The organism is Streptomyces sp. NPDC047072 (assembly GCF_040643855.1).
GTDB lineage: Bacteria > Actinomycetota > Actinomycetes > Streptomycetales > Streptomycetaceae > Streptomyces.
This window is the reverse complement of record NZ_JBEYVC010000133.1, coordinates 1-19,693: the sequence shown is the minus strand read 5'-3', so window position 1 is coordinate 19,693 and position 19,693 is coordinate 1. Positions and strand designations below refer to the sequence as shown.

Below are 19,693 nucleotides of genomic sequence, written 5' to 3'. Positions count from 1 at the left end.
ACGGTGTCCCCCTCTTGGTGAGGACACCATGTACAAGATTTTCTTCCGTTTGATTTTCCAACGGATGGATCCGGAGCAGGCCCACCACCTCGCCTTCCGCTGGATCCGGCTCGCCGCCCGCATCCCCGTCCTGCGCACCTTCGTGGCCGCCGCCCTCGCGCCCCGCCACAAGGAACTGCGCACCGAGGCCTTCGGGCTGCGCATGCACGGCCCCTTCGGACTCGCCGCCGGCTTCGACAAGAACGCCGTCGCCATCGACGGCATGTCGATGCTGGGCTTCGACCACGTCGAGATCGGTACGGTGACGGGGGAGGCACAGCCCGGCAACCCCAAGAAGCGGCTCTTCCGCCTCGTGAAGGACCGCGCGCTCATCAACCGCATGGGCTTCAACAACGACGGCTCCCTGGCCGTGGCGGCCCGTCTGGCGTCCCGTGAGCCGGTCTTCAGGACGGTCGTGGGCGTCAACATCGGCAAGACCAAGGTCGTGCCCGAGGAGGAGGCCGTCGGCGACTACGTGAAGTCCGCCGAGCGGCTGGCGCCGTACGCCGACTACCTGGTCGTGAACGTCTCCTCGCCCAACACTCCCGGCCTGCGCAACCTCCAGGCGGTGGACCACCTGCGGCCGCTGCTGACCGCCGTCCGCGAGGCCGCCGACCGGATCGTCGCCAACCGCCATGTCCCGCTCCTGGTGAAGATCGCGCCCGATCTCGCCGACGAGGACGTCGACGCGGTCGCCGACCTGGCCGTCGAACTCGGCCTGGACGGGATCATCGCCACGAACACGACCATCGCGCGCGAGGGCCTGGCGTCCGAGCCCTCGTTGGTGAAGGAGACGGGCGGGCTCTCCGGGGCGCCCCTCAAGGAGCGCTCCCTGGAGGTCCTCAGGCGCCTGTACGCGCGCGTGGGCGACCGGATCACCCTGGTGGGCGTCGGCGGCGTCGAGAACGCCGAGGACGCCTGGCAGCGCATCCTGGCGGGTGCCACGCTGGTCCAGGGCTACAGCGCGTTCGTCTACGAGGGCCCGTTCTGGAGCCGAACCATCCACAAGGGGCTCGCCGCGCGCCTGCGCACGAGCCCGCACGCCACCCTCGCCGACGCGGTCGGCGCCGACGTAAGGACGACGGCATGACCTCGTACGAGCCCTTCGGCGCCCGGCTGCGCCGTGCCATGGACGAGCGTGGCCCCTTGTGCGTCGGGATCGACCCGCACGCCTCCCTGCTCGCCGAGTGGGGCCTGGCGGACGACGTGGCCGGTCTGGAGCGGTTCAGCCGGACCGTCGTCGAGGCGCTCTCCGAACGGGTCGCCCTGTTCAAGCCGCAGAGCGCGTTCTTCGAGCGCTTCGGCTCGCGCGGAGTCGCCGTGCTGGAGAGGACCGTCGAGGAGGCCCGGGCGGCCGGTGCGCTGGTCCTCATGGACGCCAAGCGCGGAGACATCGGCTCGACGATGGCCGCGTACGCCGAGGCCTTCCTGCGCAAGGACTCCCCGCTGTTCTCGGACGCCCTGACCGTGTCGCCGTACCTCGGCTACGGCTCGCTCTCACCCGCGATCGCGCTGGCACGGGAGAGCGGCGCCGGGCTCTTCGTGCTCGCGCTGACCTCCAACCCCGAGGGCGGCGAGGTGCAGCACGCGGTCCGCGCGGACGGGCGGAACGTCGGGGCGACCATGCTGGGGCACCTGGCGGCCGAGAACGCGGGGGAGGCGCCCCTGGGGTCCTTCGGGGCCGTCGTCGGGGCCACGCTGGGCGACCTGTCCTCCTACGACCTGGACATCAACGGGCCGCTCCTGGCACCCGGAGTCGGCGCCCAGGGGGCCACGCCGGCCGATCTTCCCCGGGTCTTCGGAGCGGCGATCCGCAATGTGGTGCCGAACGTCAGCCGGGGGGTGCTGCGGCACGGACCCGACGCGGGCGCGCTGCGGGCGTCGGCGGACCGGTTCTCGGAGCAGATCCGGGCGGCGGTGGGGGCTGCCTGAGAGGGCGCCTGAGAAGCCGCCCGAGAGGGCGGCCGGGGCCACTCGGGGCGTCGGCGGGGAGTGTTCGAGGTGCCCGGAGGGGATCGCCCGAGGCCCCGACGGTGGTTTCCCGGGCGCGTTCGAACCACTCGATCGAGTCCTCCGACGAGTGGTTACCGGGCGGTTCGAGGGCCGCTTGAGTCTGAATACATCCTCAAATCCGGGGCAGTATGTCTGAAATGTCTGGCCTGACGGAGGCTGACCAGGACTTTTCCGCTGTTCTCGCTGACTCTGGCGGACTTGGCCGCTAGTCTCCGACGAGAGTCAACGGGCGAGCGTGTTGCTCGTGGCTCCCCAGGTGTGGGGCGACTAGGTTCCTCACCGGTCCGTATCCGACAGTTCGACATCCGAGGTGACGTAGGCGTGGCTCTTCCGCCCCTTACCCCTGAACAGCGCGCAGCCGCGCTCGAAAAGGCCGCCGCGGCTCGCCGGGAGCGGGCCGAGGTCAAGAATCGACTCAAGCACTCCGGCGCCTCCCTGCACGAGGTCATCAAGCAGGGCCAGGAGAACGACGTCATCGGCAAGATGAAGGTCTCCGCGCTGCTCGAGTCGCTGCCCGGCGTGGGCAAGGTCCGCGCCAAGCAGATCATGGAGCGACTCGGCATCTCCGAGAGCCGTCGTGTGCGCGGCCTCGGCTCCAACCAGATCGCTTCTCTGGAGCGTGAGTTCGGCAGCACCGGTTCCTGAGCCCGGGCACTCCGGGATTGCTGGAATAATCGCTGTATGAGTGAACGTCCGCGGCTGACCGTGCTCTCCGGCCCCTCCGGGGTCGGCAAGAGCACGGTCGTCGCCCATATGCGCAAGGAACACCCCGAGGTCTGGCTCTCGGTGTCGGCGACGACCCGCAGGCCCCGCCCCGGCGAGAAGCACGGTGTCCAGTACTTCTTCGTCACCGACGAGGAGATGGACAAGCTGATCGCCAATGGTGAGCTGCTGGAGTGGGCGGAGTTCGCCGGCAACCGTTACGGCACGCCGCGTGCGGCCGTGATCGAGCGGCTCGACCGGGGTGAGCCCGTGCTGCTGGAGATCGACCTCCAGGGCGCGCGGCTGGTCCGGGAGTCCATGCCGGACGCGCAGCTGGTCTTCCTGGCCCCGCCGAGCTGGGAGGAACTGGTGCGCCGGCTCACCGGCCGGGGCACCGAGTCCAAGGACGTCATCGAGCGCCGTCTCGATGCCGCCAAGATCGAGCTGGCCGCCGAGGCCGAGTTCGACACGACCCTGGTCAACACCTCCGTCGAGGACGTGGCGCGTGAGCTGCTAGCCTTGATGGAAGTTGTCTGATCTTTTATCCCACTTCGGAAGGTAGAGCGTGTCCTCTTCCATCTCCGCGCCCGAGGGCATCATCAACCCGCCGATCGACGAGCTCCTCGAGGCCACTGACTCGAAGTACAGCCTCGTGATCTACGCGGCCAAGCGGGCCCGCCAGATCAACGCGTACTACTCGCAGCTCGGCGAGGGCCTCCTCGAGTACGTCGGTCCGCTCGTCGACACCCACGTCCACGAGAAGCCGCTCTCGATCGCCCTGCGCGAGATCAACGCGGGTCTGCTGACGTCCGAGGCCGTTGAGGGCCCCGCGCAGTAGCAGCAGTAGTACTTTCAGCTTTTCGCTGACTTATCCACAGGCCCGGCAGCGCGACTGTCGGGCCTGTGGTGTGTGATGGACACGTTGTTCCGACAGTGGGAGGAGGCCCGGTGGACAAGCCGAGGGTCGTTCTGGGTGTCAGCGGTGGCATCGCCGCGTACAAGGCCTGTGAGCTGCTGCGCAGGCTGACCGAGTCCGGACACGACGTCCGCGTGGTCCCCACCGCCTCCGCCCTGCACTTCGTCGGCGCCGCCACCTGGTCCGCCCTCTCCGGCCACCCCGTCTCCACGGAGGTCTGGGACGACGTCCACGAGGTGCCGCACGTACGGATCGGACAGCACGCCGACCTCGTCGTGGTCGCCCCGGCCACCGCCGACATTCTGGCCAAGGCCGCCCACGGCCTCGCGGACGACCTGCTCACCAACACCCTCCTCACCGCCCGCTGCCCGGTCGTCTTCGCCCCCGCGATGCACACCGAGATGTGGGAACACCCGGCCACCCAGGAGAACGTGGCGACGCTGCGCCGCCGCGGCGCCGTCGTCATCGAGCCCGCCGTCGGCCGTCTCACCGGCGTCGACACCGGCAAGGGGCGGCTGCCCGACCCGGGCGAGATCTTCGAGGTCTGTCGTCGTGTCCTGGCCAGGGGCGTGCGTGAGCCCGACCTCGCCGGGCGGCATGTCGTCGTCAGCGCCGGCGGTACCCGCGAGCCCCTCGACCCGGTCCGCTTCCTCGGCAACCGCTCCTCCGGCAAGCAGGGGTACGCCCTCGCCCGCACCGCGGCAGCGCGCGGGGCCCGGGTCACGCTCGTCTCCGCGAACACCGGGCTGCCGGACCCGGCGGGTGTGGACGTCGTGCCGGTCGGCACCGCCGTACAACTGCGTGAGGCGGTCCTGAAGGCGGCGGCCGACGCCGACGCCGTCGTCATGGCCGCCGCGGTCGCGGACTTCCGTCCGGCCGCCTACGCCTCCGGGAAGATCAAGAAGAAGGACGACAAGGAGCCCGATCCGATCGTCCTGGTGCGGAATCCGGACATCCTCGCGGAGATCTCGGCCGACCGCGCCCGTCCTGGCCAGGTGGTGGTCGGCTTCGCCGCCGAGACCGACGACGTGCTGGCCAACGGCCGCGCGAAGCTGGCACGCAAGGGCTGCGACCTCCTCGTCGTCAACGAGGTGGGGGAGCGCAAGACCTTCGGGTCCGAGGAGAACGAGGCGGTGGTGCTGGGCGCCGACGGCAGCGAGACGCCGGTGGCGCACGGCCCGAAGGAAGCCCTGGCCGAAACCGTGTGGGACCTGGTGGTGGAGCGCCTGAACTGAATGTTGCATTCACTTCACAAGTCCCTCGAGCCTCCCTCAATCGGGTGTGGTGACCCTGGCCAATCGGGTCGCCCATTGGGCAGAATGCCCGTGCCGCAGGTCATGGCACTCCCGAGTGGCGAGACAGGGGGGCCGTCGGCCGAGCGCGACCGATAAACTGTTCTCGGACGATGCCGGGCGCAGCCCCCGGGCCCGTCCGCCAATGATCAGCCAGCAGCCGCTGCAACCACAGGGAGCGTTGTGTCCCGTCGCCTGTTCACCTCGGAGTCCGTGACCGAGGGTCACCCCGACAAGATCGCTGACCAGATCAGTGACACCATTCTCGACGCCCTCCTCAAGGAGGACCCGACCTCCCGGGTCGCCGTCGAGACCCTGATCACGACCGGTCTGGTGCACGTGGCCGGCGAGGTCACGACCAAGGCGTACGCGCCGATCCCGCAGCTGGTGCGGGAGAAGATCCTGGAGATCGGCTACGACTCCTCGAAGAAGGGCTTCGACGGCGCCTCCTGCGGCGTGTCGGTGTCCATCGGCGCGCAGTCGCCCGACATCGCGCAGGGCGTCGACACCGCCTACGAGTCCCGGGTCGAGGGCGACGAGGACGAGCTGGACCGCCAGGGCGCGGGCGACCAGGGCCTGATGTTCGGCTACGCCAGCGACGAGACGCCGACGCTGATGCCACTGCCGATCTTCCTGGCGCACCGCCTGGCCAAGCGCCTGTCCGAGGTCCGCAAGAACGGCACCATCCCCTACCTGCGCCCCGACGGCAAGACTCAGGTCACCATCGAGTACGACGGCGACAAGGCCGTCCGTCTCGACACCGTGGTCGTCTCCTCGCAGCACGCGTCCGACATCGACCTGGACTCCCTGCTGACCCCCGACATCCGCGAGTTCGTCGTGGAGCCGGAGCTCAAGGCGCTCCTGGACGAGGGCATCAAGCTGGACACGGAGAACTACCGTCTCCTGGTCAACCCCACCGGCCGCTTCGAGATCGGCGGCCCGATGGGCGACGCCGGCCTGACCGGCCGCAAGATCATCATCGACACCTACGGCGGCTACGCCCGCCACGGCGGCGGCGCCTTCTCCGGCAAGGACCCGTCCAAGGTGGACCGCTCGGCCGCGTACGCGATGCGCTGGGTGGCGAAGAACGTGGTAGCCGCGGGTCTCGCCTCGCGCTGCGAGGTCCAGGTCGCGTACGCGATCGGCAAGGCCGAGCCGGTCGGTCTCTTCGTGGAGACCTTCGGCACCGCCAAGGTCGAGACCGAGAAGATCGAGAAGGCGATCGAGGTGGTCTTCGACCTCCGCCCGGCCGCGATCATCCGCGACCTCGACCTGCTCCGCCCGATCTACGCCCAGACGGCGGCGTACGGCCACTTCGGCCGCGAACTCCCCGAGTTCACGTGGGAGAAGACGGACCGCGTGGACGCGCTGCGGAAGGCGGCGGGGCTGTAAGCCTCAGAGTCTGTACCGGGGTCCGGTTCCCTTCGGGGGCCGGGCCCCGTTCGTTTTCCTCGTCCGCCGGTGGAGATGCCGTTGGAGGGGATCGAGGGTTCGGGGCGCGGTCGGTTGTCAGTGGGGTCTGGTACCAATGGTGCTGTGAGCAGCGAGAACGAGGAGGCGGGGGCTGCGGCCGGTGGCGGGCCGCCGGAGCAGCTTGCTCTGGTTCGGGAGGGGGTGCGGAAGGGGAGGGTGCCTCGGGCCAAGCCTCGGACGTGGCGGGGGGCCGCGTTGGCGAAGGAGTTGCCGGTTGCACGGGTGTTGGTGGACAAGGGGGTGCTGCATCTTGACCGGTATTTCGACTATGCCGTGCCTGAGGAGCTGGATGCCGACGCGCAGCCCGGGGTGCGGGTGCGGGTGCGGTTCGGTGCCGGGCGGCATCGGGTGCGGGACGGGCGGCGCGAGGGCGGGGGGCTGATCGACGGGTTTCTCGTCGAGCGGGTCGCCGAGTCGGACTACTCGGGGCCGTTGGCCGCGCTCGCCCAGGTCGTGTCGCCCGAGCGGGTGTTGAGCGAGGAGTTGCTGGGGCTGGCGCGGGCCGTCGCCGATCGGTACGCGGGGAGCCTCGCCGATGTACTGCAGCTCGCCGTGCCGCCGCGCAGTGCGCGGGCCGAGCAGCGGCCGTCGCCCGAGCCGTTGCCGCCGCCGGGAGCGCCCGAAGTGGGGTCCTGGGGGCGGTACGAGCGGGGGGGCGCGTTTCTGGAGTCGCTGGCCTCGGGGGGTGCGCCGCGGGCGGTGTGGAACGCGTTGCCCGGGCCCGAGTGGAGCGAGGAGCTGGCGCGGGCCGTCGTGGCCACGTTGGCTTCCGGGCGGGGGGCTCTGGTCGTCGTACCCGACGGGCGGGCCGTCGCGCGGGTCGATGCCGCGCTGACCTCCCTGCTGGGGGTGGGGCGGCATGCCGTCCTGACCGCCGATGCCGGGCCCGAGAAGCGGTACCGGGAGTGGCTCGCCGTGCGGCGGGGGGCCGTGCGGGCCGTGGTCGGGACGCGGGCCGCGATGTTCGCGCCGGTGCAGGATCTGGGGCTTGTCGTGCTCTGGGACGACGGCGACGACAGCCACAGTGAGCAGCATGCTCCGCAGCCGCATGCGCGGGAGGTGCTGTTGCTGCGGGCCGCGCAGGATCGGTGCGGGTTTCTGCTGGGGAGCTGGAGTTGCACCGTCGAGGCGGCGCAGCTGGTGGAGAGCGGGTGGGCTCGGCCGTTGGTCGCCTCGCGGGAGCAGGTGCGGAGGGCCGCGCCGCTGGTGCGGACGGTGGGGGACCAGGATCTCGCGCGCGACGAGGCCGCGCGGGCGGCACGGCTGCCGACGCTTGCCTGGCAGACCGTGAAGGAGGGGCTGCGGCACGGGCCGGTGCTGGTGCAGGTGCCGCGGCGGGGGTATGTGCCGCGTCTCGCGTGCGCGAACTGTCGGGCGGCCGCGCGGTGTCGGCACTGTGCGGGGCCGTTGGAGGGGCAGGACGCGGGGGCGTTGCGGTGCGGGTGGTGCGGGCAGGAGGAGGCGGCCTGGCACTGTCAGGAGTGCGGGGGGTTCCGGCTGCGGGCGCAGGTCGTGGGGGCGCGGCGGACCGCGGAGGAGTTGGGGCGGGCGTTTCCGGCGGTGCCGGTGCGGACGTCCGGGCGGGAGCATGTGCTGGACACGGTGCCGGATGCTCCCGCGCTGGTGGTGAGCACGCCGGGGGCTGAGCCGGTGGCGGAAGGGGGGTACGCGGCGGCGCTGTTGCTCGACGGGTGGGCCATGGTGGGGCGGCCTGATTTGAGGGCTGGAGAGGATGCGTTGCGGCGGTGGATCGCGGCGGCGGCGTTGGTGCGGGGGCAGGGGGCGGGGGGGACGGTCGTCGTGGTCGCCGAGCCTACGTTGCGGCCTGTGCAGGCGTTGGTGCGGTGGGATCCCGTGGGGCATGCGGTGCGGGAGTTGGGGGAGCGGGCGGAGTTGGGGTTTCCGCCGGTTTCCCGGATGGCTGCGGTGTCGGGGGAGGCGGGGGTGCTGGCGGAGTTTTTGGCGGGGGTGGAGTTGCCTGCGGAGGCGGAGGTGTTGGGGCCTGTGCCGGTCGCTGACGCGGGGGCTCGGAGGGTGGGTTCTTCTTCGGGGGAGGGGTGGGAGCGGGTGCTGGTGCGGGTGCCGCCGGGGAGGGGGGCGGTGTTGGCGGCTGCGTTGAAGACTGCGCAGGCTTCGCGGATGGCTCGGGGGGGTGAGGGGGTGGTTCGGGTGCGGATCGATCCGCCGGACATCGGGTAGCGGGGGTGGGGTGGGGGCGGGGGCGGCCTTCGGCCGGGATGGGGGTTCCCACCCGCACCGCCCGTGCGGGTTTCGTGGTCGGGTGCGGGTGGCCCTTGTGGGGGTTGGGCGTCGTCGGCGGCTGGCCGGGGGTGGCGGCGTCTGGTGGGCGGGGCTGCGACCGAGGGCTTCGGGGCCGGGGGACTGGCTGGGGGCGGGCGGGTGGCTTGGGCCAGGGGCTTGAGGGGTTGGGTGGCTGGGGATCGCTCAGGGCGGTTGACGCCTGGCCGTTGGGGCTGGTCAACGCTTGCGGGTGCGGGTGCGGGTGCGGGTGCGGGTGTGGGTCATGCGGGGCGCGGCAGCCGACTGTGGCGTGCGGGGTGGAGCGCGGCAGTGGGTCGTGGCCTGCAGGGCGAGGGTGTGGGGTGCGGTGCGGGCCACGGCCGCCGGTCGAGCGGTGCGTGCAGGCCGCGGCGGCGAGTCGTGGCGTGCGGGCGGGGGTGTAGGGCGTGGGGTGCGGCTGTTGGTTTCGGGGTGTGGGGTGTCGGGGGACATGGCTGTGCCCTCCCGGAGGTGGTGGGAGGGCACTGGGTGGGGGTGGGTCAGCCGTTTCGGGGGCCGGGGAAGGCGGGGGGTCTGGGGTCTTCGCGGAGGGACGGGCTGCCTGCGGTGGGCTGGGTCGGCATCGAGCGGGCCGCCGGGACCGTGGGGACCGCCGGCACCGAGGGGATGCCGGTGTTGACGCTGACCGTCCGGGTGCCCGTCTGCTCCGTCGCGTGCTCGGCGTCGGCCGTCGCCTGGGCCGCGGCGCGGCGGGCGCCGTAGCGGCGGTGGACGGCCTGCTTCGTGACCCCGAGTGCGGAGCCCACCGCGTCCCACGAGAAGCCGAGCGAGCGGTCGAAGTCGACCGCGGCCGTCACCAGCGTCTCGACGCTGTCCCGCAGCTCCTGCGCGAGACGGACCGTGGGCGCGGGAGCGCGTCCGTAGACGACGAAGCCCGTGGACGGGCCGGAGCGGCGCGGGCGGTAGACGTTGCCCAGCTGGGCGGTGAGCGTGCGCAGTGCGTCCACCTGCCGGCGGACCCGCTCGATGTCCCGCACCAACAAGTGCAGGCTGGCCCGAGCCTGGGCGTCGTGGGTTGCATGGTCGGCCATGAACAAGCCTCTCGAACCGGCGTTGAAAAGGATCGGGCCGCGCGCTTGCGGCCCTTTGTGGTCAACTCTTTCTTGACCAACGCGTGGACGCGCCGCTGGTCACGCACCGGGGGCGTATGGGCATATGCGTGCGCCGGGGGTGGCGTGTTCGCGCCCAAGTGACGCCTGGTGCGGGTCGGGGGGACGGTGCGCGTCAACCCGTTCGTGGGCGTTCGCCGTCCGCCATAAACTTGTGTGTTGCCCGTATCGCCCCCGCCCGAGAGGCCCGTACCCACCCATGAAGCTTGTCTTCGCCGGTACCCCCGAGGTCGCCGTTCCCGCCCTGGACGCCCTGATCGCCTCCGGGCGACACGAGGTGGCCGCCGTCGTCACGCGGCCGGACGCGCCGGCCGGGCGTGGGCGTCGGCTGGTCGCGAGCCCGGTCGCGGAGCGGGCCGAGGAGGCCGGGATCGAGGTGCTGAAGCCGGCGAAGCCGCGGGATCCGGAGTTCCTGGAGCGGTTGCGCGAGATCGCGCCCGACTGCTGTCCCGTCGTCGCCTACGGTGCCCTGCTGCCCCGTGTCGCCCTCGACATCCCCGTCCACGGCTGGGTCAACCTGCACTTCTCGCTGCTGCCCGCCTGGCGGGGGGCCGCGCCCGTGCAGCACTCGATCATGGCGGGCGACGAGATCACCGGGGCCGCGACCTTCCTGATCGAGGAGGGGCTGGACTCCGGGCCCGTCTACGGGACCGTCACCGAGGAGATCCGGCCCACCGACACCAGCGGCGACCTGCTGACCCGGCTCGCCTTCGCCGGTTCCGGGCTGCTCGCGGCGACCATGGACGGCATCGCGGACGGCACGCTGAAGGCCGTACCGCAGCCGGCCGAGGGTGTGTCTCTCGCGCCGAAGATCACCGTCGAGGACGCGCGGGTCGACTGGGCGGCGCCGGCGTTGCGGGTCGACCGGGTCGTGCGGGGGTGCCACCCCGCTCCCGGGGCCTGGACGACGTTCCGGGGTGAGCGGCTCAAGCTCATCCAGGTCACGTCGGCTCCCGACCGGACCGACCTCGCGCCCGGTGCGATGGCGGTCGGCAAGAACAGTGTCCACGTCGGGACGGGGTCGTACGCCGTCGAGCTGCTGTGGGTGCAGGCGCAGGGCAAGAAGCCGATGAAGGCGGCGGACTGGGCGCGGGGTGTGCGGATCGGTGAAGGGGAGATTCTTGGCGGGTGACCCCAGGCGATGGCGGGGAGGGGTTGGGGAGGCGACGGTACGTAAGAGGAGGGCCACGGTGCCGAAGGGGCAGCGCCTCGGGCGGTGACGGCCGTCATCAGGGGGCGGCTGGGACAGCGGGAGCACTCGGCGGGGACGTGGTCAGAGGCGGACAGCAGCTACAGCGCAGGCCTTCGGGGGGCGGGCCGACCGCACCCAAGGGGTGTCCAGGGGCGCTTCTGGGAGAGCGACGGCAATCCGGGGCGGCCCTTTGGAAGTCGGCGGCGCCTGACGGGCGGCTTCCGGGGAGCGGACCGTGTCCCGAAGGCGGCTTCTCTGAGATCAGCCGTGCCCCCAGGCACGTCCTCGGAGGCATGCCGTGCCCCGAAGGTAGTTCCTCCGAAACCGGCCGTGCCCCGGGCAGCCCCTCGGAAGTCTCCCGTGCTTCAAGGCGGTGCCTCAGAAGCCTGCCGTCCCCGAAGGCAGCCAAAGCCGACCGCGCCCCAAAGAGCAGCCCCCAAAGGCAGCCCCCGGAAGCGCCCCACCCCGAAGGCAGCCCCCCGAGTCGCTCCCTCCAGCCGCCCCGCCCCTCCAACCCCCCACCCCCGACGTACGCTGAACACGCAACCCTTCCTGATATCCGGAGCACCTTTTCGTGAGCGAGCAGCCCCGTCGGCCCCGTAAACCCGGCAAGCCCTATCGCCGTCCCCAGAAGGACCCCGTCCGTATGCTCGCCTTCGAGGCGTTGCGGGCCGTGGACGAGCGGGACGCCTACGCCAACCTCGTTCTGCCGCCGCTGCTGCGCAAGGCGCGGGAGAAAGGGGACTTCGACGGGCGGGACGCCGCGCTGGCCACCGAGCTCGTGTACGGCACGCTGCGCCGACAGGGGACGTACGACGCGGTCATCGCCGCATGCGTGGACCGGCCGCTGCGCGAGGTCGACCCGCCGGTGCTCGACGTGCTGAGCCTCGGTGTGCACCAGCTGCTCGGGACGCGGATCCCGACGCACGCCGCCGTGTCCGCCTCCGTAGAGCTCGCGCGGGTCGTGCTCGGGGACGGGCGGGCCAAGTTCGTCAACGCCGTGCTGCGCAAGGTCGCCCAGGACGATCTCGACGGGTGGCTCGCGAAAGTCGCGCCCCCCTACGACGACGACCCCGAGGACCATCTCGCCGTCGTGCACTCCCACCCCCGTTGGATCGTCTCCGCGCTGTGGGACTCCCTCGGCGGCGGCCGGGCCGGGATCGAGCGGCTGCTGGAGGCCGACAACGAGCGGCCCGAGGTGACGCTGGTCGCCCGGCCGGGGCGGGCCACGGTCGAGGAGCTGCTCCGGGAGGACTCCGCGGTGCCGGGGCGCTGGTCGCCGTACGCCGCGCGGCTGGCCGAGGGCGGGGAGCCCGGGGCCCTGGACGCCGTGCGGGAGGGGCGGGCCGGGGTGCAGGACGAGGGCAGTCAGCTCGTCGCACTCGCCCTCGCGAACGCGCCGCTCGATGGGCGGGACGAGCGGTGGCTCGACGGGTGTGCCGGTCCCGGGGGCAAGGCTGCGTTGCTCGCCGCGCTCGCTGCTCAGCGGGGGGCTCGGTTGCTCGCTTCCGAGAAGCAGCCGCACCGGGCGGGGTTGGTGGCGAAAGCGCTCGCGGGCAATCCGGGGCCGTATCAGGTCATCGCCGCGGACGGGACGCGGCCGCCGTGGCAACCCGGGAGTTTCGACCGGGTGTTGATGGATGTGCCGTGCACCGGGCTCGGCGCGTTGCGGAGGCGGCCTGAGGCGCGGTGGCGGCGGCGGCCCGAGGATCTGGAAGGGTTCGCGCCGTTGCAGCGCGGCCTGTTGGAGAGTGCGCTCGACGCCGTGCGGGTCGGTGGGGTCGTGGGGTACGCGACGTGTTCGCCGCATCTTGCCGAGACGCGGGCGGTTGTCGCCGACGTGCTCAAGCAGCGGCCCGAGGCCGAACTCCTTGACGCGCGGCCCCTGTTGGACGGTGTGCCGGAGCTCGGGGAGGGGCCGGACGTTCAGCTGTGGCCGCATGTGCATGGGACCGACGCGATGTATCTGGCGTTGATTCGTCGGACCGGGTGACTAGTCGTTCGTCTGCGACGCCGTTGTGGCTGGTCGCGCAGTTCCCCGCGCCTCTACGTCGGTTGCGTGCTCCTTGGCGAGACTGTGCGGCCACCAGACGCGAGGGCCTACGTCCAGGAACAGCGACGTGACCAGCACCGACCGCACGATGAACGTGTCCAGCAGCACCCCCAGCGCCACCGCGAAGCCGATCTCCGCGAAGGCGACCATCGGGAGGGTGCCGAGGGCGGCGAAGGTGCCGGCCAGGACCAGGCCCGCCGAGGTGATGACCGCGCCCGTGGCCGCGAGGCCGGTGACCACGCCCGCGCGGGTGCCCTGGCGGGTCGCCTCCTCGCGGATGCGGGTGGTCAGGAAGATGTTGTAGTCGATGCCGAGGGCGACCAGGAAGACGAAGACGAACAGCGGGAAGTCCGTCGACTCGCCCGCGTAGTCGAAGAGGTGGCGGAAGGCCAGGGCGCTGATGCCGAGCGCCGCCGCGAACGACAGGATCACCGTCCCGATCAGGATCAGCGGGGCGATCAGGGCGCGCAGCAGCGCGCACAGGATCAGCAGGACGACCGCGAGCACCAGCGGGATGATCAGCACGTTGTCGTGCGTGGTCGCCTTGTCCATGTCCAGCAGGGACGCCGTACCGCCGCCGACCCGCGCGTCCGCGTCGGGGATCGCGTGGACGGCGTCCCGGACCCGCTCGACGGTCTGCTTCGCGGCCTCGCTGTCGGCCGGGGCGGTCATCGTCGCCTCGAAGAGGACCTTTCCCTCGTACGACGGTTTCGTGCCCGGCGGCAGGCCGAGGGACTCCGGGACCACTCCCCGGGTGCCGGCCACCGCCGCGCCGACCTGCCGGGCCCGCGTCTGGTCGCTGACGATGACCAAGGGGTCGCCGCTGCCCGCCGGGAAGTACTTCGCGGAGACTTCCTGGCCGACGATTGAGTCGGGTTTCCCGGTGAACGCGTCGGCGTTGCCGATGCCCTCGGCGCGCAGTTGGATCAGGCCGAGCGAGCAGACGGCGAGGATCAGTGCGGTGACGCCCCAGACCATGCGCGGGCGGCGGGCGATCCGGCGGCCCATGCGGGCCCAGACGCCGCTCTCGATGCGGTCGGGGGCGCCGTGGTGCGGGATCACCGGCCAGAAGATCCAGCGGCCGAAGATCACCAGCAGGGCGGGGAACAGGGTCATCATCGCCAGCAGGGCGACCGTCACGCCGATTGCGGCGACCGGGCCCAGGCCGCGCGTCGAGTTCATCTCGGCGGCCAGCAGCACCAGCATGCTCAGGACCACGGTCGCGCCGGACGCGATCACCGCCGGGCCCGCGCGGTGCAGGGCCAGCGCCATCGCCTCGTGGCGGTCCTCGTGGCGGTGCAGCTCCTCGCGGTAGCGGGCGACGAGCAGCAGGGCGTAGTCCGTCCCCGCGCCGAAGACGAGGACGGTCAGGATGCCCGCGCTCTGGCCGTTGACGGTCAGGCCCGCGTGCCGGGCGAGCAGGTAGATGAAGGCCTGCGCGGTGAACAGGGCCGCCACCACCGACAGCAGCGGAACCAGGAGGAGGGTGGGGCTGCGGTAGGTGATGAGGAGCATGACGATGACGACGCCCATCGCGGACACCAGCAGCGTCGAGTCGATGCCCTCGAAGGCCTTGGAGAAGTCCGCGGAGGTGCCGCCCGGGCCGGTGATGTGCACGGCCAGCCCGCCATGGCTCTCGCCGGACACGTCCCGGATCGAGTCGACCGCGGGCGCGATCTCCTCCCAGCCCTTCTCGTCCATGGTGATCGGGACCAGGATCTGCGCCGCGCGCGGGTCGCTCCGCCGGTCGTAGACGGGCCCCCGGGTCTCCGCGCCGCGGATGCCGTGTGCCGTCAGCCGCTTGATCTGGGCCGCGTCCTGGGCGATCGCCGCCCGGTCCTGAGCCGTGAGGCCGCTCTCACGGGCGTAGATCACGACCGCGGGGATCTGTTCCGGCCGGAAGTCCTCGGAGAGCGTCAGGACCTGCGTCGACTCGGCGGAGCCGGGCAGCCAGGAGGCCGCGTCGTTGTCCTGCGCGTCGGTGAGCTTGGAGGCGAGGGGCGCGGTCAGGAAGAGCACCACCAGCCACAGCGCCAGCACCAGCCACTTGGCACGTCGTCCGCAGACCAGATGGGCTATGCCCCTATTGCCGGTCATGGCCACCCCCGGAGCCATTTGTGTCGAGCCGTCCGGCGGCCCAGGGTGGCACAGATGCGCCGGGCGGCACATCCGTTGAACGGCTTAGGTCTGGACCGGCGTGAACATACCCGCCCTGGCATGGGAGGCTTGGGGTATGGCCGTGCAGATCAACCCCAGCATTCTGTCCGCCGACTTCGCCCGCCTCGCGGACGAGGCGAAGGCGGTGGAGGGAGCCGACTGGCTCCACGTCGACGTCATGGACAACCATTTCGTCCCGAACCTCACGCTCGGTGTGCCGGTCGTAGAGTCGCTGGCCCGTGCGACGGACACTCCGCTGGACTGCCATCTGATGATCGAGGCCCCCGATCGGTGGGCGCCCCAGTACGTCGAGGCGGGGGCCGGTTCCGTCACCTTCCACGTCGAGGCGGCCGCCGCGCCCGTCCGGCTCGCCCGGGAGATCCGCGCCAAGGGCGCCCGCGCCTCCATGGCGCTGAAGCCCGCGACGCCCATCGAGCCGTACGAGGACCTGCTCCCCGAGCTCGACATGCTGCTGATCATGACGGTCGAGCCCGGTTTCGGAGGACAGGCGTTCCTCGACATCATGCTCCCCAAGATCCGCCGCACCCGCGAGTTGATCTCCAAGCACGGCCTGGAGCTGTGGCTCCAGGTCGACGGCGGGGTCTCGGCGGCCACCATCGAGCGGTGCGCGGACGCGGGTGCCGACGTCTTCGTCGCCGGCTCGGCGGTGTACGGGGCGTCCGACCCGTCGGAGGCGGTACGTGCACTGCGCAACCAGGCGGCGGCGACCACGGCCAAGGCGTCGTGGGCGTGCGACCACTGAGCCACAGGAACGTGAACGGCTCTCTTCGGGGCTGATCAAGTCCGCCGGATCTGCAAGGATGAACGGCGAATCCAGAGTGTGAACAGCAGTGAGGAGAAGGCCGTGTCGGGTATGTCGGCGGGCCGGTCAGCAGTGCGGATGGGACCCGCTGAGCTGGTGCAGGCGGCGGCGATGGCCCGCCGCTTCTATCTCGAGGGCAAGTCCAAGATCCAGATCGCGGAGGAGTTCGGCGTCAGCCGCTTCAAGGTGGCCCGGGTCCTGGAGACCGCTCTCGAACGGGATCTCGTACGCATCGAGATCCGGGTGCCGGCCGAGCTGGACGCCGAGCGCTCCGACGCGCTCCGCGCCCGCTACGGGCTCAGGCACGCCGTCGTGGTCGAGTCCCCGGCGGACGTCGAGGAGTCGCCCGACCCGGAGAACCTGGGCGAGGTGGCGGCCGACCTGCTCGGCGAACTCGTCAACGAAGGGGATGTGCTGGGACTGGCGTGGGGCCGGTCCACCATCCACATGGCGGCGGCCCTGGACCGGCTGCCGCCGTGCACGGTCGTGCAGCTGACGGGCGTGTACGACGCGGGGACCGCCGAGCGCGGCTCGGTGGAGGCGGTACGACGGGCCGCCCAGGTCTCCGGCGGCGACGCGCACCCCATCTACGCGCCGATGCTGCTGCCGGACGCGGCCACCGCGGCCGCGCTGCGCAACCAGACCGGGATCGCCCGGGCCTTCGAGTACTTCGACAAGGTCACGGTCGCCTGTGTCTCGATCGGCTCCTGGGAGCCGGGCATCTCGACGGTCCACGACATGCTCAGCGACGAGGAGCGCGGCCACTACGCCTCGCTCGGTGTCGCCGCCGAGATGTCCGCGCACCTCTTCGACGCCGACGGGCGCCGGGTCGGGCGGGACCTGGGCGAGCGGTGCATCACCGTCAAGGCCGACCAGCTGCGCCGGGTTCCCGAGGTCGTCGCGATCGCGGGCGGACAGCGCAAGGCGGCCGCGATCGACGCGGTGCTGCGGTCCGGGCTTGTCACCAGCCTGGTGACGGACACCTCCGCCGCCGACTACCTGATGACGGCGGGGACCACGCCGAAGCCGGCGCTGAACAGGGCGGACCCGGACGGCCCCTGACGGAGTGTCATAAGGGACGGGCCGTGGCAGCATCGGCGGCATGCTGCTGCGGTTCGTCACCCGGGTCCTGCTGTGCGTGCTGGTGCTGGTCTCGGCGGGATGCTCTTCCACCGGCTCCTCCCCGGAGAAGGCTCTGGCCACCGTTCAGGAGGCGAAGCTCCCGGCCGAGGCGCGGCAGACCCTCCGACTCATCGACCGGGGCGGGCCTTTCCCGTACGCCAAGGACGGCACGGTCTTCGGGAACTTCGAGGGCCTGCTGCCCGCCGAGAAGCGTGGTTACTACCGCGAGTACACCGTCCCCACGCCGGGCTCGCGCGACCGCGGGGCCCGGCGCATCGTCACCGGTGAGGGCGGGGAGTTCTACTACACCGATGATCACTACGACTCGTTCAGGGCGGTACTGAGATGACGGACCGTGTGGTCACGCTGGACCTCGTCGGCGTCGGGGACAAGGCGGCCCTGATGGACCGCTGCGCCCGGGACCTGAGGCTGCCGGACTATTTCGGCCGCAACTGGGACGCCCTGTCCGACGTGCTGTCCGACCCGGGGGTGTGGTCGGGGGACGAGATCGTGGTCGTCGTACGGAACTGGGAACCGTACGCGGAGGCGCGGCCGGACGAGTGGGGGATCGCGCGTGAGGTGTTCGCGGGGGCTTCGGCCGTGACGGTGGCGCTCGCTCTGCGCTGACCCGCCGGTTACCTGACGGAATACCAACTCCCGTGAGCGGATAGGTTCGTGCCGGACAAGGCGCGGCAGCGGAGACGGGAGTCAGTGACCGATGGTGTATCAGGTTCCGCCGGAGCCACCGCACTTCGTGGATCGCGAGGAGCCGCAGGCCCGGGTGCTGCGGCTGGTCGGTGAGCGGGACGGAAGGCCGCCCGGCGCGCGGCCCCTGTGCGTCGCGGTGCGCGGATACCCCGGCTCGGGCAAGACGGAGCTGGCGTTCCGGCTGGCCCGCAAGGTCGCGGAGCGCTACCCGGACGGTGTCCTGTACGTCGACCTCGACGACGTGCGCCGGGACGGGGCGGTGGATCTCGCGGACGTCCTGGGCGGGTTGCTGCGGTCGCTCGGCGCCGACTGGATCGCCCCGGTCTTCGGGGAACGGGCGCGGCAGTACTGGTCGTTGACGCGCGACAAGCGACTCGTCATCGTCGTCGACAACGCCCGATACGGCGAGGAAGCGGAAGCCCTCCTGCCCGCCTCGGGCGAGAGCCTGGTCATCGTCACCAGCCACGGGCCGCTCTACGACCTCCAGGCCGGGGCCGCCGTGGAACTCCCCCTGGAACCCCTCGCCGAGGCCGACGCACTGGACCTCCTGGAGCGGGTGACCCGGGACGCGCGGATCGCCGCCGAGCCGGAGACCGCCCGTGAGCTGCTGACGCTGTGCGACGGACTCCCGGCCGCCCTGCATGTGGCCGGCGGCTGGCTGCGCCGCCACCAGGGACGGGCCCTGCCCAGGCTGCTGGGCCGGGTCAGGGCGGAGCTGGACGAGAAGGGCATCGCGCCGGTGGAGCGGGTGTGGGACGCGGCCTACCGGGAACTGGGCGCGGACGCCGCGCGGCTGTATCGGCTGCTCGCCGCCTTCCCCGGCCCCTCCTTCACCCTGGCGGCGGCCGACGCGCTGCTCGGAGTGGGCGCGGAACGCGCCGAGGACGCGATGGACGAGCTCCGCCTCGCCGGGCTCCTGAGCGGGGCCGGGGACGACGGCCGGGAGCGGCTGCCCCAGCTGCTGCGGGCGCACGCCGGTCGGAAGGCGGAGGCCGACGGTCACGCGGACGAGCGGGACGCGGCGCGGCGGCGGCTCGTGCGGTGGTATCTGCGCCAGGCACAGCGGGCGGATCTGGTCGCCGCCGGTCCGCGTCTGAAGCTGGCCGTGGATGTGCCGCCGGTACCGGGCACGCATGACGTGCTGTTCGAGCGCGCCGACGACACCGGCACCTCGGCGAAGCGCCGTGCGTACCAGTGGCTGGAGGCCGAACGGCACGCCCTGTTCGGCTGTGTCCGCCTCGCGTACGCGGCGGCCCCTGACGGGAGTTGGGGCACGGCCGAGGCCTGGGCGCTGTGCGAGCCGCTGTGGACGCACTTCCTGGACCATCCGCACTTCGCCGACCACATCGACGCCTTCCGTACGGGCGTGGCCGCGGCCCAGCGCGACGGGCACGTCCGGGCCGTGGTGCGGATGCGCTGCCAGTTGGCCCGACCGCTGTGGGAACAGGGGGAGTTCGACGCGGCGGAGCGGGAGATGACGCAGGCGCTGGCCGCCGTCCGTGCCGGGTTCGGGCAGACGGCGGAGGAGCAGAGGACGGAGGAGCGCAAACTCGCCGCCTCCGCCGAGGAGTTCCGCGGGATGCTGCGGGCGGCGCAGGGCGACTGGGAGACGGCCGCGGGTTCTTTCGCGGCGGCGCGGACCGTTCACGAGGAGATCGAGAACGCGTACGGCGTCACGCTCCAGACCTACCGGCTCGGCGAGGCCCTCGCCCACCTCGGCGACCTGGAGCACGCGGCGGAACTGCTCGCGCGGGCCCGGGCGGACTTCGCGGCCGGGGACCGCGCCCAGTAGT

Annotated in this window: 17 protein-coding genes; 15 read left to right on the top strand and 2 right to left on the bottom strand. The window is 71.9% G+C overall.

Features of this window, described 5'->3' with window-relative positions; genetic code table 11:
* The first annotated feature begins 28 nt into the window (after window positions 1–28).
* From ABZ896_RS38110 to ABZ896_RS38075, 8 genes are all read left to right on the top strand, one after another.
* On the top strand, window positions 29–1,129 hold the full coding sequence (locus ABZ896_RS38110; protein WP_360939424.1) for a quinone-dependent dihydroorotate dehydrogenase: 1,101 nt from the start codon (window positions 29–31) through the stop codon (window positions 1,127–1,129).
* Complete coding sequence (gene pyrF / locus ABZ896_RS38105; RefSeq protein ID WP_360939422.1) at window positions 1,126–1,971, top strand: orotidine-5'-phosphate decarboxylase; 846 nt, start codon at window positions 1,126–1,128, stop codon at window positions 1,969–1,971. Before ABZ896_RS38110 ends, pyrF begins: the two co-directional genes overlap by 4 nt.
* Window positions 1,972–2,373: 402 nt before the next feature.
* The gene (locus ABZ896_RS38100) at window positions 2,374–2,697 is read left to right on the top strand and encodes an integration host factor (protein WP_003977346.1); all 324 of its coding nucleotides are present in this window, start codon (window positions 2,374–2,376) and stop codon (window positions 2,695–2,697) included.
* A 36-nt stretch (window positions 2,698–2,733) separates the two neighbouring features.
* Window positions 2,734–3,291 carry a guanylate kinase gene (gene gmk / locus ABZ896_RS38095; protein ID WP_360939420.1) on the top strand — a complete coding sequence of 186 codons (558 nt, stop codon included), beginning with the start codon at window positions 2,734–2,736 and terminating at the stop codon, window positions 3,289–3,291.
* 28 nt (window positions 3,292–3,319) lie between these two features.
* Window positions 3,320–3,592 (top strand): DNA-directed RNA polymerase subunit omega, encoded by a 273-nt coding sequence (gene rpoZ / locus ABZ896_RS38090; RefSeq protein ID WP_003988945.1) that lies wholly within the window; start codon window positions 3,320–3,322, stop codon window positions 3,590–3,592.
* A 110-nt stretch (window positions 3,593–3,702) separates the two neighbouring features.
* Window positions 3,703–4,905 (top strand): bifunctional phosphopantothenoylcysteine decarboxylase/phosphopantothenate--cysteine ligase CoaBC, encoded by a 1,203-nt coding sequence (coaBC, locus tag ABZ896_RS38085; protein ID WP_360939418.1) that lies wholly within the window; start codon window positions 3,703–3,705, stop codon window positions 4,903–4,905.
* Window positions 4,906–5,145: 240 nt separating this feature from the next.
* Window positions 5,146–6,354, top strand: a complete 1,209-nt coding sequence (gene metK, locus ABZ896_RS38080) for a methionine adenosyltransferase (protein ID WP_360939416.1) — start codon at window positions 5,146–5,148, stop codon at window positions 6,352–6,354.
* A gap of 144 nt (window positions 6,355–6,498) precedes the next feature.
* Window positions 6,499–8,634, top strand: a complete 2,136-nt coding sequence (locus ABZ896_RS38075) for a primosomal protein N' (protein ID WP_360939414.1) — start codon at window positions 6,499–6,501, stop codon at window positions 8,632–8,634.
* Window positions 8,635–9,215: 581 nt separating this feature from the next.
* On the opposite strand, the gene ABZ896_RS38070 is transcribed toward ABZ896_RS38075, so the two are convergent.
* Window positions 9,216–9,767, bottom strand: a complete 552-nt coding sequence (locus ABZ896_RS38070; protein WP_360939412.1) for a hypothetical protein — start codon at window positions 9,765–9,767, stop codon at window positions 9,216–9,218.
* A gap of 277 nt (window positions 9,768–10,044) precedes the next feature.
* Between ABZ896_RS38070 and fmt the strand changes: the two genes are divergently transcribed.
* Window positions 10,045–10,977, top strand: a complete 933-nt coding sequence (gene fmt, locus ABZ896_RS38065; RefSeq protein ID WP_360939411.1) for a methionyl-tRNA formyltransferase — start codon at window positions 10,045–10,047, stop codon at window positions 10,975–10,977.
* Window positions 10,978–11,611: 634 nt separating this feature from the next.
* On the top strand, window positions 11,612–13,030 hold the full coding sequence (locus ABZ896_RS38060) for a transcription antitermination factor NusB (protein ID WP_360939409.1): 1,419 nt from the start codon (window positions 11,612–11,614) through the stop codon (window positions 13,028–13,030).
* On the opposite strand, the gene ABZ896_RS38055 is transcribed toward ABZ896_RS38060, so the two are convergent.
* Window positions 13,031–15,187 (bottom strand): MMPL family transporter, encoded by a 2,157-nt coding sequence (locus tag ABZ896_RS38055; RefSeq protein ID WP_360939407.1) that lies wholly within the window; start codon window positions 15,185–15,187, stop codon window positions 13,031–13,033.
* 136 nt (window positions 15,188–15,323) lie between these two features.
* Here ABZ896_RS38055 and rpe point away from each other — a divergent pair, with 136 nt between their 5' ends.
* The 5 genes from rpe (at window position 15,324) to ABZ896_RS38030 (ending at window position 19,692) form a co-directional block, all read left to right on the top strand.
* Window positions 15,324–16,010 carry a ribulose-phosphate 3-epimerase gene (gene rpe, locus ABZ896_RS38050; RefSeq protein WP_360939405.1) on the top strand — a complete coding sequence of 229 codons (687 nt, stop codon included), beginning with the start codon at window positions 15,324–15,326 and terminating at the stop codon, window positions 16,008–16,010.
* A gap of 78 nt (window positions 16,011–16,088) precedes the next feature.
* Window positions 16,089–17,132, top strand: a complete 1,044-nt coding sequence (locus tag ABZ896_RS38045; RefSeq protein ID WP_360939403.1) for a sugar-binding domain-containing protein — start codon at window positions 16,089–16,091, stop codon at window positions 17,130–17,132.
* Between the two features lie 40 nt (window positions 17,133–17,172).
* Complete coding sequence (locus ABZ896_RS38040; protein WP_360939401.1) at window positions 17,173–17,541, top strand: ribonuclease domain-containing protein; 369 nt, start codon at window positions 17,173–17,175, stop codon at window positions 17,539–17,541.
* Window positions 17,538–17,819 (top strand): barstar family protein, encoded by a 282-nt coding sequence (locus ABZ896_RS38035; RefSeq protein ID WP_360939399.1) that lies wholly within the window; start codon window positions 17,538–17,540, stop codon window positions 17,817–17,819. The genes ABZ896_RS38040 and ABZ896_RS38035 overlap by 4 nt, the downstream gene beginning before the upstream one ends.
* A 91-nt stretch (window positions 17,820–17,910) precedes the next feature.
* On the top strand, window positions 17,911–19,692 hold the full coding sequence (locus tag ABZ896_RS38030) for an NB-ARC domain-containing protein (RefSeq protein ID WP_360939397.1): 1,782 nt from the start codon (window positions 17,911–17,913) through the stop codon (window positions 19,690–19,692).
* Window position 19,693 lies beyond the last annotated feature (1 nt).